Origin of the sequence: Paenibacillus sp. H1-7, from assembly GCF_022354825.1 — a bacterium.
Lineage (GTDB): Bacteria > Bacillota > Bacilli > Paenibacillales > NBRC-103111 > Paenibacillus_S.
Window position 1 is genome coordinate 3,613,106 of record NZ_CP031168.1, and the last position, 13,393, is coordinate 3,626,498.

Sequence of the window (13,393 nt, forward strand, 5' to 3'; positions counted from 1 at the left end):
CCCTCCTGTTGATCGATGCGCGTATTTTATTTGGCTCCTGCTTGAACCAGCATAGCTTCAATTTCTTTATAGCCGCGCGATCTCGCATGCTGCAATGGGGTAATGCCGTCCTTATCCGGTATGTTTATGTCAGCGCCATGTTCAATAAGCAGGCGAACGATTTGCTGATGTTTTTCTCCGCCATTGCTTAATACGATCGCCTCGATCAGTGCGGTCCATCCGAGATTGTTGATATGATTCACATTAATATCCGAATGCTCCAGCAGCTCCTTGACTACCTCGACGTGACCTCTTTCCGAAGCGGGAATGATGGCGACTCCGCCGTAACGATTCGTGAGCTTCGTATCCGCCTTGGCCTCTACGGCGATTTTGACGATGTCCAGCAATCCTTCCGCACCGGCGTACAAGAGCGGATTATCGCTGCGCTGGTCTCGGATATTCAGATCGGCGCCCTTGGCAATGAGCAGCCGCAAGGTTTCCGGCTTGTTCCCGTGCGTGGCGGCCATTGCAGCCGTTCTGCCTCTGCCGTCCGTGGCGTTAATATCGGCTCCCGATGCAAGCAGCCGTTCTACTGCTGCATTATCTCCTTTTTCCGCGGCCTCAATCAATTGGGCGTTCTTGTTCATTTCGGTTTCCATCGGTTGAACCGACTCCTTTCCGGTTTGGACGGGCTGTGTTGCATCTATTGAGCAGCCCGTAAGTGTAATGGCAATGGACAATAACGTGATGGGTATCCACATAGAGCGTACACCACCCTTTCGAAGTGCTTGTTTCTATGCTACCATGGATCTTAATATACGGAAAATATCATTAAAATTAGAAAAGCATACGTAATCCATATAGGAGATCATGGAGGTTCAAATGCTGGATATTCGGCAACTGCGTTACTTTATTGCAATTGCGGAGGAGAAGCAAATCTCCGCCGCCGCCAAGAAGCTGCACATGGCTCAACCGCCGCTAAGCCAACAGTTGAAACAGATGGAGGAGGAGCTGGGAGTTCCGCTAGTCATCCGCCACGGCCGCGGTCTGGAGCTGACGGAGGCAGGCTCGACCTTGTACAGGCATGCGCTTCATATTACCAAGTCGATGGAGCAAACGCAGATGGAAGTAAGGCAGACCGGACTCGGCATGCGCGGCAAGCTGACGATCGGCGTCAACACGCTATCAGCCGAGGCGTTTTCGCGGCATCTGCTCCAATTTCAATCCCAATACCCGGATATTACCTACAAAATTCAGCAGAACGAATCGGCGCATCTTTGCAGGTTGATCCGGGAACGGGCGATTGAGCTTGCCCTGATCCGCTTTCCGCTCCAGTTGGATGAATTCGCCTATTATCATATCAAAACCGAGCCGTTGTATTTTCTTACGTCTCCGTTATCGGCATTGGACGGACGTCAGGCTACGTACGAGCAGATGGGCGATTTCCCGCTCATCATCCCGAGCACAGACGGGCTGGGTCTCCATCACATGATTGTGGAACGGCTGTCTAGAGAACACATGGAGGCGAACATCGTATGCGAGTGCTCGGATATCGCCCTGTTGATGGAGCTGGTGGAGGCCGGCTTCGGGGCGGCGATAGTACCTGAGGTCGTCCTGCAGAAGCACCGGGGGTATAAAGTGAAGGTCCATGAGCTTGCGGATTCCGCCTGGACGGCATCATCGGGGTTTATATGGCTGAAGGAGCACCACTTGTCTCCATCCGCCAGCCGGTTCCTGGAGTTATGGAAGGACGGATAATTCAGGAAAAGTTTTGAAACTTTTCCTCGGATTTGGCGTATTACTTTACGAAGCTAACTAAATTAGTCAGGAGGGTGCCCATGCTGCAATTGTATTGGGGGTTGCTCATCACCGGCGTGCTGCTGGCTCTCGTAACCGTCGTTTTAGGCGATATTTTAGGCAATGTGCTGGACGGCATGTTTGACTTTTTGTCAGGCGAGCACCTGCACGCGCTGCAGCCGATGGTTCTGTTCAGCGGCATTACCGTATGGGGCGGAGCCGGCATTTTGTTGTCGAAGTATACGGCCTGGAGTGCGATAGCCGTTCTGTTCAGCTCTGTCGTATGCGCCTTACTGATGTCGGTCCTCATTTATTTCCTGTACGTGAAGCCGATGCAAAACAGTGAAAATTCGGTAGCGTTCTCCATCCACGATATGGCGGGCAAGATCGCGGAGGTTACGGTAACCGTACCTTCCGTCGGCTATGGAGAAGTCATGTTGCGCGCGGGAGCAGGCAACACGAATCAGATTGCCGCAAGCTATGAGGGAGACGAAATCCAAACCGGCGCGAGGGTCGTTGTCGTCGAAGTGAAGGACGATACGCTGTTCGTAGCCCGTTTAGATAAATTGGAGTAGAGGAGAGATGTTCATGCCAGAATCTTTAGTTATTCCAGCCGTGATAGTAGGGGTCATACTCGTTTTCGGACTCGCATTCTGGGCGCGGTACAAAACGGTAAGCCCTGACGAAGCAATGATCGTAACCGGATCGTTCCTCGGCGCGAAAAACGTCATGACGGACGATTCCGGGAGAAAAATCAAGATCGTCCGCGGCGGAGGCGCATTTATTATTCCGATATTCCAGCAGTCCCAGTTTCTTTCTCTGCTATCCCATAAGCTGGACGTTTCCACTCCGGAGGTCTATACGGAGCAGGGCGTGCCCGTAATGGCTGACGGCGTGGCGATCATCAAGATCGGCGGCAGCGTCGAGGATGTAGCGACTGCGGCTGAGCAATTCATGGGCAAGCCGACGGAAGCCTTGAAGGGAGAGGCGCAGGAGGTGCTGGAAGGGCATCTTCGCGCAATTCTGGGCTCCATGACGGTGGAGGAGGTTTACCGCAACCGCGATAAATTCGCTCAGGAAGTGCAGGGCGTTGCTGCGAAGGATTTGAAGAAGATGGGCTTGCAAATCGTTTCCTTCACGATTAAGGATTTGCGCGACAAGCACGGTTACCTGGATGCGTTAGGTAAGCCGCGAATCGCAGCGGTGAAGCGCGATGCGGAGATTGCCGAAGCGGAGGCGGTCCGGGATGCGAGGATCCAGAAAGCCCGCGCCGAGGAGGAAGGGCAGAAGGCCGAGCTGCTTCGGGACACGAATATCGCCGAAGCGTCGAAGGAGAAGGAGCTGAAGGTCGCTAGCTTCAAGCGCGAGCAGGATACGGCGCGCGCGGAAGCCGACCAAGCGTACAATATTCATGAGGCCCGCGCGAAGCAAAGCGTGGTCGAGGAGCAGATGAAAGTCGAGCTCGTTCGCAAAGAGCGCGAAATCGACCTCGAGGCGAAGGAAATTCTTCGCCGCGAGAAGCAATACGACGCCGAGGTGAAGAAGAAGGCGGACGCGGACCGTTACGCCGTCGAGCAAGCGGCCGAGGCGGATAAAGCGAAGCGTCTGCGCGAAGCCGACGCGCTGCAGTACCGCATCGAGGCGGAGGCGAAGGCGAATGCCGAGCAGAAGCGGCTCGAGGGCTTGGCTGTGGCGGATGCGGAGCGGGCCAAAGGTACGGCCGATGCGGAGGTTATCCGCCTGCGCGGTTTGGCCGAGGCCGAAGCGAAGCAGAAGCTTGCCGAGGCGTTCGAGAAGTTCGGCGAGGCCGCGGTGCTCGACATCATCGTGAAGATGCTGCCGGAGCTCGCCGGCAAAGTGGCGGAGCCGATCAAAGGCATCGACAAGCTGACGGTGGTCGATACGGGACACGGCGAAGGAGCCGCCCGCGTGAGCAACTACGTCACTTCGCTCATGGCTACGGCGCCGGAAATGCTCAAAAGCGTGAGCGGCATCGATCTCGAGAAGCTCGTGAAGGGGCTGACCCAGCGCGGTCAAAGTCCGGCGGCAGCGCCTAAAGCGGCCGAGATTGCTCCCGCATCCGCAGGTTCGACAGAAACTGCATCGTAATTAAGTTTGATCCCTTAAGCATCGACCCGGGTTCTTCGCAAGAAGACGCCCGGGTCGTCTTTTTTTCTACGCATGGACTGCGCAATTATTGGCGCTTTTTTCATTGAACAAACAAAGTAAACGAGCTATAGTAGAATGGATTCCAACTGTCAGGAGTTGGAACGCGAGCTGACACTAGGAGCAGGGAGATGGAAACCATATGACAGTCAATTTTTGCGCAGCATGCGGTCATCCAATGGAAACCCGGGAAATCGGAGGAGCGGAACGACGGGCCTGTACGAGCTGCGATGCGGTTCACTGGGGCAACTACAGCATCGGCGTCGGAGCTCTTGTAGTGAAGGATGACAAGGTGCTGCTCGTTCGCAGAGCCCAGGAGCCCGGCAAAGGGAATTGGACGAATCCCGGCGGCTATATCGAGCAGTTGGAGCCGATCGAGGAGACTATCGTCCGCGAGGTGCTCGAAGAAACGGGTGTCCATACGCGAGTGAAGGGTATTGTCGCATTGCGCGATCAACCAAGACAGATTCATAACATTTACATCGCCTTTGAAATGGATTATGTCGATGGAGAACCGAAACCGGATGAAGTGGAAGTGGACGCTGCCGGTTTTTTCACATTGGAGGAAATGAAGTCGATGAAGGTCGCGAGCTTCACCCAATGGCTCGTAGATGTGGCACTGAACGGCAAGTCGGACGGATTGCTTCCTGACCGGGAGCCGCTTGTTCATCTTAACGGATATGGAATATTTCGGGTGTAGCGGAGAAAAAAGTTTTTGGTAAAAAAGGAATTTGTCGATCTATTCCGAATATAAATAATATTTAGATACTCTTGCTGCAGTCTATTCTCGAAAGGAGTCATGCAATGGTTACGTTACCGAAAACGAACGAGCTGGGCTTTTTTGAAATCCGTCTTGAGTCCATAGGGGGACTTGGAGCGAATTTGGCCGGCAAAATGCTTGCAGAAGCCGGTGTAGTAGGTGCAGGATTAAACGGGGTTAGCTTCTCTTCTTACGGTTCGGAGAAAAAAGGCTCCGCCGTAAAAGCGCATATTCGATTTTGCGATATCAACACGAATATCCGCGATACGTCTCCCGTAGAGAGACCTCATGTGGTTGGCGTATTTCATGAATCTTTGTCAAAAACGGTCAACGTCGTCAGCGGGATTTACGAGGACAGCCTGGTGCTGGTCAATTCCACGAAAACTCCCGAGGAGTTGAAGGAAAAGCTGAAAATGCGAGGCGGCACGATCGCTGTCATCGATGCCATCGGTATCGCAATCGAAGAGAAAAACCGGGTTAACATGGCCATGCTAGGCGCTTTGTTCCGGCTCTGTCCATTTTTGAACCCTGACACGATGAAGAATGTCATCCGCAAATCGCTGGAGAAGAAGTATCCTCAAGCCGTCCAACCTGCACTCAACACTTTTGAAAGAGGTTACAACGAAGTTCAATTCCAGACGTTCGATTTGCCGGAAGGGGAGCAAATGCCCGATTTCATCCGTCAGGATACTCCGGTTCTCGGTTTCGAAACCCAGCCTATGGGTGGTGTCATCACTAACCCGGGCAACAGTATATTGAAAGATTTGAGCATTTCCAGGGCCGGCATGATGCCCAACTTCGAGGAAGACAAATGTATTCATTGCGCCGCCTGTGATACGGTCTGTCCGGACTTTTGCTTCGTATGGGACGAACAGGCCGACAAAAAAGGACGTCCGCAAATGTTTTTGCAAGGGATCGATTATCAATACTGCAAAGGCTGCCTGAAGTGTGTACAGGCTTGCCCGACCGAGGCGCTGTCGTCGCTGCGTGAAACGGACGGCTATGCCGAAGAGCACCGCGTGCCTCATCGATTTGATCTGGCTGCCAAATAAGCATGCTATCCATAAGCTAACCTGAAAGGTGGAATTCCAGTTGGCCATTGAGATTAATAAAGAAATTTCTCAAGGAAAAGTAGAGCAGCGTATTGTATACGAATCCGGTAATGAGATGGCTGCTTATGCAGCGCACCAGATCAATTATCATATTATGGGTTATTTTCCCATTTCCCCTTCGACGGAGGTCGCCCAATTTCTCGATTTAATGAAGGCTAACGGCCAGCACGATATCAAGCTGATTCCGGCGGACGGAGAACACGGCTCCGCAGGCGTATGCTATGGCGCTTCTACTGCAGGTGGACGCGTGTTCAATGCTACGAGCGCCAACGGTTACCTGTATATGCTGGAGCAGATGCCGGTTCAATCGGGAACACGGTTTCCGATGGTCATGAACCTCGTGTGCCGTTCGGTTTCGGGGCCGCTCGATATTCACGGCGATCATTCCGACTTGTATTACGCATTGAATACAGGCTGGCCGATCCTGATGTGCCGCGACCCGCAAGCCGTTTACGATATGAACATTATGGCGCTCAAATTAGCGGAGGACCCTGAGGTTCGCCTGCCTGTCTTGGTAGCATCCGACGGCTACTTCACTTCTCACCAAAAGCGCCGCGTCCAAACGTTCGCAAAACGTGAAGATGTGCACGCTTTCATCGGGGAGAAGCCGCCGACGGGATTCGCCGATACGCTGGACCGGGAGCATCCGATTACCGTAGGCCCGTACATGAACGAGCCGGACTACATTAACAACTGCTACCAGCAGTCGGTTGCAATGTACAATGCCGAACGCGTTTACGACCGTATCCGGGAAGAGTATGCCGAGCTGACCGGCCGGGACTACCCGATTCTGGACTTGTACCGGATGGAGGACGCCGAGGTAGCCGTATTCCTGATGAACTCCGCGTCGGAGATCATCAAGGACGTTGTCGACCAGCTGCGCTCTCAAGGCATCAAAGCCGGTTCGATCGCGCCTAACATGATCCGTCCGTTCCCGCAAAAGGCTATCGCCGAAGCTCTCAAGAACGTGAAGGCTTTGACAGTGGGCGACCGTGCTGATTCCTACGGCGGACACGGCGGTAACATGGTGAATGAGATCAAGGCGGCTCTGTTCACTCACGGCAACCGCGATACGATGGTTATCAGCCGTATTTACGGGCTTGGCGGCAAAGACTTTTATGCCGAGGACGGCCATAATATGTTCAAGTTCGCGATCGAAGCTCTGGATAAGGGCAAGGTCGAAGTACCGTTCGATTATTACGGACACACGCCGGGCGACCCTGCAAAAGCGCCGAAGCGCGTGCTGAATCCGATGAAATATGAGGATTTGAAAACCGGTCTTATTACGGTAACGCCGGATGAAGCCAGCGGCAAGCTGAATGTGCGGATTCCGCCGCTCCGTTCCTTGACCAAGAAGCCGAAGCGGATCGCTCCGGGGCACGGCGCCTGTCCGGGCTGCGGTATTTTCTCGGGTCTCGAGCTGTTCTTCAAAGGGATCGAAGGCGATATCGTAGCCTTGTTCCACACGGGCTGCGCCATGGTTGTTACCACGGGTTATCCATATTCGGCGCACAAAGCGACCTACATCCACAACTTGTTCCAAAACGGTGCGGCGACGCTGTCCGGTGTGGTGGAAATGTTCTGGGAGCGGAAAAAACGGGGCGAGCTCGATGAGCTGAACCTGAAGGATGACTTTACTTTCGTCATGATCACCGGTGACGGCGGTATGGATATCGGGATGGGACCGGCAATCGGAGCCGCACTGCGCAATCATAAAATGATCATTCTTGAATATGATAACGAAGGCTATATGAACACCGGCGCTCAGTTGTCGTACTCGACACCGATGGGACATAGAACGTCCACGTCGAATGTCGGCTCGAAGCAGGGCGGCAAAGTGTTCCACCATAAAGATACGGCTCAAATTATGGCTGCGACCCATATCCCGTATGTTTTCACCGGTTCGGAAGCATTCCCTCAGGATTTGGTCCGCAAAGCGGCCAAAGCTCAATGGTATGCTCAGAACGAGGGAATGGTATACGGTAAAATTTTGATCGCATGCCCGCTGAACTGGCTGTCCGAGGATGAGCAGGGCTCCAACATTGTTGGCGCGGCGGTAGATTCCTGCTTCTTCCCGCTCTATGAGATCGAGCACGGAGTCACGAACATTACGTACAATCCGGAGGACAAGAACAAGAAGGTTCCGTTGTCGGATTGGCTCAAAACGATGGGCAAAACGAAGCACATGGTGAAACCGGAGTACGAGGAATCGTACAAAATGTTCGAGGCGGAAGTAGAGCGCCGCTGGAACATGCTGAAGGCGAAGCACGAGAGCCCGTACCTTTAAACATCCCCAAAAAGTGAAGCAAAACTCTGGAGCGGATTCCGATTACTTTTCGGGGAGCCCCGGGGAAACATGCCTCAAAAAGTGAAGCGAAGCTCTGCACAAAAAAGACACCATCTCCGATGGAGATCGTGTCTTTTTTCCACTATGATCCGAAGTAAAGGAGGCAGGCCCAATGCCTTTTGTATTAAAGCATAAACAAACCTCGCAGTTGTATACATGCAATCTAATCAATGTATACCGGCTGCCTTACTACGGAACGAAATTTTGGGATTTCGAGGATGACGCCGCGACAAGCTATATTCCTTTTCTCGAATCCAAGGGCCAGCCTGTTGACGAATGGGAGCTGCTGGAGCTCTCCGAAAATCAGCTCAAGCTGTGCAATGTCAAGCTGAAGAATGATCCTCAGCTCATCCTTTTATGGGATGCAGAGACGCAGAAGGCTCGTGTAAGTACTTCTCCGTCAGAACCGTAAGCAGGTTAATGCCGACTTCGTTATGTCCGCCTTCGGGGATAATGATGTCGGCGTATTTTTTGGATGGCTCGATGAATGCTTCGTGCATTGGCTTGACGGTAGTCAAATATTGCTCATAAACCGATTCGATCGTACGGCCGCGTTCCTGCATGTCACGCAGCGCTCTTCTAAGGATTCGAACATCGGGGTCCGTATCCACAAATACTTTGATATCGAGAATGCTGCGGATCGGCTCGTCGGACAGTACGTGCAACCCTTCCAATATAACGATAGGATTAGGCTGCAGCCCCACCGTATCAAGGGAACGGGTATAAGTGGAGAAGTCATAGATCGGCGCGCTGACTGGATTTCCGCTTTTCAAGCTCTTCAAATGCTCCAGCAGAAGCTCATTGTCAAAAGCCAGAGGATGATCGTAATTGATCGCCTCCCGCTCGAAAAACTCCAAATGATTCTGGTTCATATAATAATCATCCTGGGAAATAAAGGTGACTTGTTCGCTGCCAAGCTTCTCTATTACGGAGCGGGCGACGGTTGTCTTGCCTGACCCTGTCCCACCGGCGATACCTATAATTAGCATGAAACGATAACCCCTCCGAACGTGTACTTTTTAACAATATCAAGTATTGTAGCACAAACAGTTTGCGGTTTCGAGCGCCTCATAATTGTTGCGAAACATGGCAAAATAATCGTGGACTTCAAGCCCACATCCAACAAGAATTGAGGTGCATCATGAGCTTACAAACGTTACAAAAACCGAAGGCTGCTTATCCGGAGCTCAAGGATAAAATTGCCGTCGTTACCGGGGCCGGTTCGGGGATCGGACGAGCCGCGGCGCTCGCGTTGGCGGCGCAGGGGGCGAAGATCGGCCTTCTAGATTTGAAGGATAGCCGGACCGAGCAGGTGAAGGCAGAGATCGAATCGTTGCAAACAGAAGCCATTATGGCCGATGTGGACGTCTCCGACCCTGAGAGATTACGCGAAGCCATAGAAAAGGTAGGCAAGCAATGGGGTAAGATCGATATTGTGTTTGCCAATGCAGGCATCAACGGCGTTCAGACGCCAATCGAGGACATGAAGCCGGAGGACTGGGACCATACGCTGTCCACCAACCTCAAGGGAACGTTTCTGACCGTGAAATACGCAATTCCTTATATGAAAAATGAGGGCGGCAGCATCATTGTCACCAGTTCGATTAACGGGAACCGGGTGTTCTCCAACTTCGGCATGGCTGCTTACAGCACGTCCAAGGCTGGGCAAGTAGCATTTGCCAAAATGGCTGCGTTGGAATTGGCCCGTTACAAAATCCGCGTCAATGCGATTTGCCCGGGGTCCATTCAAACTCACATCAGTGAGAGCACGCATCCGACGCCCGAGCTGAACAAAATAAAAATTCCGGTTCAGTACCCGCAAGGCAGCCAGCCTCTGGAGCACGGTCCGGGTCAGCCGGAGCAAGTAGGCGATCTCATCGCTTTCCTGGCCTCGAATGCGTCCAGTCATATTTCCGGGACCGAGATGTATATTGACGGAGTGGAATCGCTGCTATAATGTAACGGCAACTCCCGCTATGCAGCCCCATTTAGCCTGAAGCATCCGCAAAATAATTATGCTTCAGGCTTTTTCTCATTAGGAAAGAACGTGCGTACATCCCCGGATTGTGGTATGCTGGTTGAAAGCTTCGAAGGAGACAAGAATCCAGAGCTTCCGTCCCGCCGTTAAAGTCACGGAACACAGAAGAAGGAGGATTTCTTATGAATGAGAACTTTATCCAGATCAAATCGATCGAAGGCGATTTAAAGCTGTCGCACAAGAAAAGAGACTTCGGTATCACCGTCTCCACAAAGGAGGTAGTCTACCAGAAGCCTCATGCCAATTACCATTTGAAGCTGGAGGACATTATCAGCGTGGTGCCTTTCGACACCTCATCCTTGAAAAGCATCGCTTTTCATAACCGGAAAAGTCAAGGCAGCGAGCTGATGAATATGTCGGCCGGCATGCAGCACTACAAGATCTATGTCCGCAGCGCTACCGTCCATAACCGCAGCGGGATCTTCACGCTTGGGGCGGTACAGTTTATTTTGCCGATTCACCATGATTTGCTGCTGGCTATCTCCAAATACGGCGGCCTAAGCGCAGTCATATAACCGTTCGTTACTTTGTATTCATTCTTATGATATATTGCGCTTCGGGAATCCAGCGTTGACTGTGGAAATCACGTCCCTGAATAATTACTTTTCCGTCATACACTTCCACATGCAAGCCTTCGCTGGCTTCCGGAGACAGCATCCTTTCCCCGCCATCCTCTCCAACCGTCCACGGCTGCTCGACAGAAGAAGAATTCAACATTACGAAGCGATCCTGTACCAGCGTATCGGGATGCTTCAGCTCCCAGTGCGTATGCCCCGTGAAAAAAATGACCTGTGGGTAGGCCGACAGGATATTCTTAAGTTGCTGGTGCTGGATAACAGCCCGGTTGTTCACGCAGCAGGACGAACCCGCTACTGTATCGGGAAGCGGCTGATGCAAGAAGACGAAGATCGGCTTGCGGCTCGCCCCGTGCTTTTTCAATGATTGCTTCAGCCATTCCAGCTGACTGTCGGATAAGTAAGCATCCTCCGAATTTCCGGCATCCGATTGCCTGTACTGCTCGGAACCGAGAAACAAGAACGGATACCCCCCGATTTCTTTCTCATAATAAATACTCGATTCCTTGGTGAATTGCAAAAACCTGCCTATAGAAGCCTGCTCCGTTTCCCCATTGGGAAAACCTGCTTCATTCCAGCTTCCCTTGGCGTCATACCACGCCTGATAAAACTCGTGATTGCCTATCGTTGAATATACGGCCTCGGGATGAACGGTTCGTTTCAGCAGCTCATTCAGCTTATCGTAATCTGACTGTCGTCCGTTCGTTAAATCGCCGTTAAATATTAATGCATCCGCATCAGGGCTCATCGTATTAAGATCATTCAGTGCGGCCTGGAGCTTAACCTGCGACCGCTTGTCCCAAGCTTGGAAGTGAATATCGCTCAGGACATGGAAGGAGAGGAGAGGCTTGGCTGCAGGCTGTGCCGCTGTGAGCGGTTGGCCGTGCAGCAGCATGCTTAAGGATAGAGCAATAGATAATGTCCAGGATTTCATAACGGCTACCTCCGGCTGCAAAATTCAATCTGTTGCTATTACCCGTTTCAACTACAGAGTAACCAACAAATGTTTGACCAAGGTCATCGGAGTATGGAGCTTTCGTGAATAAGCAATAAAAGGAATAAAGTCTCACGTTTCTAGTTGTTTTGACTCATCCTTACTGCGGATACGCAGATTTTTCTTCGGGAATTCATGCATTTATGCTGTTTTTGTGACTTTCTTCACGGACATAAAGACTTTCGAACTAGCGTTCGTGCCATGTTGAAACATGTATTTTTTAGGATTGAAGGTGAATACCATTTTCACTCTATTGCCCTTATTCTTAGAATGGTCTGTTAGTACATAAATTAACAAAAAACGACACGGAACAAAGAGAAGAGAGGGTATTATGGTCATGAAGAAGTTTGGCTTGATTTCATTATCCATGGTGTTATGCTTCGGGATATCGGGAACCGCTTTCGGTCAGTCGGCAGAAAAGCCCAAATTTTCGGATGTGAAAGGACATTGGGCGGAGAGCGCCATTATGCGTCTGGTTAATGAGGGGATCTTGGACGGTTTTCCGGATGGGACGTTCCGACCGGACGAGCCGGTGACGGCGGATCAATTCGTCAAAATGCTGCTGATGTCGTATACCCAAATGTATCCGAACGGAGAACGCAAATGGACGACCGATTTCGTGCAGTCGTTAAGCGCGATGAACAAAAACATTTTGCAGCAGGACTACCGGACGTTCGATTTCAAGCCTAGTACAGTAGGCTATTGGGCGAAGCCTTACATCGATTTGGCAAGCGATTTGAATTTCATCAGCAAAACCCAGTTTCCCGATTTCAAAGCGAAACTGAAGCGGGAGCAAGTAGCCGAAATCATATACTATACGGCTAAGGAAACGGAATATTTGGAGAATGAGCAGTACAGCATGGCAACCGCAGCAGGCATCGGAGATTTGCAGAGCGCCAAAGCCCGTGAGCAAAAATTCGTCGCCGAAGCTTTCACGAAAGGGATTATGGAAGGCTACCCGAACGGCTATTTCGGTATCGGCCGGGACGTAACCAGAGCGGAGTCGCTGACGATTCTGGAACGGATTGTACATAGGGATAAGCGGATCAACGTGAAGAAGGCGGAAGACGGGCTTGAGAAAATCGTTCCGACGAAGGACGGAAGCTACAAAAAGCTGATCTTCCCTGATCAGAAAATGCTTAAGGCATATGATGTGCTGCAGGAAGCGGCTAAGCTGAGAGGGACGAACTACGATCTGGAGGAAACGACGCTGAAGCTGTATAAGGATGCGGAGATGAAAGCCAAAGATTTGAGCAAATCTACCGTATCGTCACAGCATTATGAGGAGGCCTCCTTATGGCTGGAGCCGGAATACAAGACGTATGGGGTTACGGTTCATGTCCAGGAAGGCATGCTCGCGCGGAACAAGGAAGCGATCAAGACGTTCACCAATTACTTGTTCTCCTATGACGCCCTTACCTTCGATAATATATTCCTGAATGTGTACAACCAGGTTGTCCTGAAGGAGGCGGTGGAGACGCAGACGGTTCAGGTAGGCAATTTCTCCGTGGAAATTCATGTTGAGGCTGACGGGGAAACCATCGTCTTTTCTATTTTGGAGAAAAACGGATAATCACCGCATACAACGCTTGTTCCTGTGAGGGGACGGGCGTTTTTGCTTCGTA

General features: G+C 51.6%; 13 protein-coding genes. 10 read left to right on the forward strand and 3 right to left on the reverse strand.

The annotated features are described in order from the left end of the window. Positions 1 to 26: 26 nt before the first annotated feature. Complete coding sequence (locus tag DVH26_RS16175) at positions 27 to 740, reverse strand: ankyrin repeat domain-containing protein (RefSeq protein WP_239634801.1); 714 nt, start codon at positions 738 to 740, stop codon at positions 27 to 29. 121 nt (positions 741 to 861) lie between these two features. Between DVH26_RS16175 and DVH26_RS16180 the strand changes: the two genes are divergently transcribed. The 7 genes from DVH26_RS16180 (at position 862) to DVH26_RS16210 (ending at position 8,573) form a co-directional block, all read left to right on the forward strand. Beyond that, positions 862 to 1,737, forward strand: coding sequence for a LysR family transcriptional regulator (locus DVH26_RS16180; protein ID WP_345774060.1), 876 nt, complete (start codon positions 862 to 864; stop codon positions 1,735 to 1,737). 80 nt (positions 1,738 to 1,817) lie between these two features. Then, positions 1,818 to 2,351 (forward strand): NfeD family protein, encoded by a 534-nt coding sequence (locus tag DVH26_RS16185; protein WP_239634802.1) that lies wholly within the window; start codon positions 1,818 to 1,820, stop codon positions 2,349 to 2,351. A 13-nt stretch (positions 2,352 to 2,364) separates the two neighbouring features. Continuing rightward, complete coding sequence (locus tag DVH26_RS16190; protein WP_275590474.1) at positions 2,365 to 3,885, forward strand: flotillin lipid rafts scaffold protein FloT; 1,521 nt, start codon at positions 2,365 to 2,367, stop codon at positions 3,883 to 3,885. 199 nt (positions 3,886 to 4,084) lie between these two features. Continuing rightward, complete coding sequence (locus DVH26_RS16195; RefSeq protein WP_239634804.1) at positions 4,085 to 4,642, forward strand: NUDIX hydrolase; 558 nt, start codon at positions 4,085 to 4,087, stop codon at positions 4,640 to 4,642. 104 nt (positions 4,643 to 4,746) lie between these two features. Continuing rightward, the gene (locus DVH26_RS16200) at positions 4,747 to 5,754 is read left to right on the forward strand and encodes a 2-oxoacid:acceptor oxidoreductase family protein (RefSeq protein ID WP_239634805.1); all 1,008 of its coding nucleotides are present in this window, start codon (positions 4,747 to 4,749) and stop codon (positions 5,752 to 5,754) included. A 40-nt stretch (positions 5,755 to 5,794) separates the two neighbouring features. Then, positions 5,795 to 8,101 carry a thiamine pyrophosphate-dependent enzyme gene (locus DVH26_RS16205; RefSeq protein WP_239634806.1) on the forward strand — a complete coding sequence of 769 codons (2,307 nt, stop codon included), beginning with the start codon at positions 5,795 to 5,797 and terminating at the stop codon, positions 8,099 to 8,101. A 172-nt stretch (positions 8,102 to 8,273) separates the two neighbouring features. Continuing rightward, entirely contained in the window at positions 8,274 to 8,573 is a 300-nt protein-coding gene (locus DVH26_RS16210) for a hypothetical protein (RefSeq protein ID WP_239634807.1), read from the forward strand. Here DVH26_RS16210 and udk read toward each other — a convergent pair. Then, positions 8,509 to 9,150, reverse strand: a complete 642-nt coding sequence (gene udk, locus DVH26_RS16215) for a uridine kinase (RefSeq protein ID WP_239634808.1) — start codon at positions 9,148 to 9,150, stop codon at positions 8,509 to 8,511. The two genes, DVH26_RS16210 and udk, sit on opposite strands and share 65 nt — an antisense overlap. A gap of 152 nt (positions 9,151 to 9,302) precedes the next feature. Here udk and DVH26_RS16220 point away from each other — a divergent pair, with 152 nt between their 5' ends. Further along, on the forward strand, positions 9,303 to 10,118 hold the full coding sequence (locus DVH26_RS16220) for an SDR family oxidoreductase (RefSeq protein WP_239634809.1): 816 nt from the start codon (positions 9,303 to 9,305) through the stop codon (positions 10,116 to 10,118). A gap of 203 nt (positions 10,119 to 10,321) precedes the next feature. Continuing rightward, positions 10,322 to 10,714 carry a hypothetical protein gene (locus tag DVH26_RS16225; RefSeq protein WP_239634810.1) on the forward strand — a complete coding sequence of 131 codons (393 nt, stop codon included), beginning with the start codon at positions 10,322 to 10,324 and terminating at the stop codon, positions 10,712 to 10,714. Between the two features lie 7 nt (positions 10,715 to 10,721). Here DVH26_RS16225 and DVH26_RS16230 read toward each other — a convergent pair whose 3' ends face one another. Further along, positions 10,722 to 11,708: a metallophosphoesterase family protein gene (locus DVH26_RS16230; protein ID WP_239634811.1), complete on the reverse strand. Its 987-nt coding sequence runs from the start codon at positions 11,706 to 11,708 to the stop codon at positions 10,722 to 10,724. Between the two features lie 391 nt (positions 11,709 to 12,099). Here DVH26_RS16230 and DVH26_RS16235 point away from each other — a divergent pair, with 391 nt between their 5' ends. Beyond that, positions 12,100 to 13,341: an S-layer homology domain-containing protein gene (locus DVH26_RS16235; RefSeq protein ID WP_239634812.1), complete on the forward strand. Its 1,242-nt coding sequence runs from the start codon at positions 12,100 to 12,102 to the stop codon at positions 13,339 to 13,341. Positions 13,342 to 13,393 lie beyond the last annotated feature (52 nt).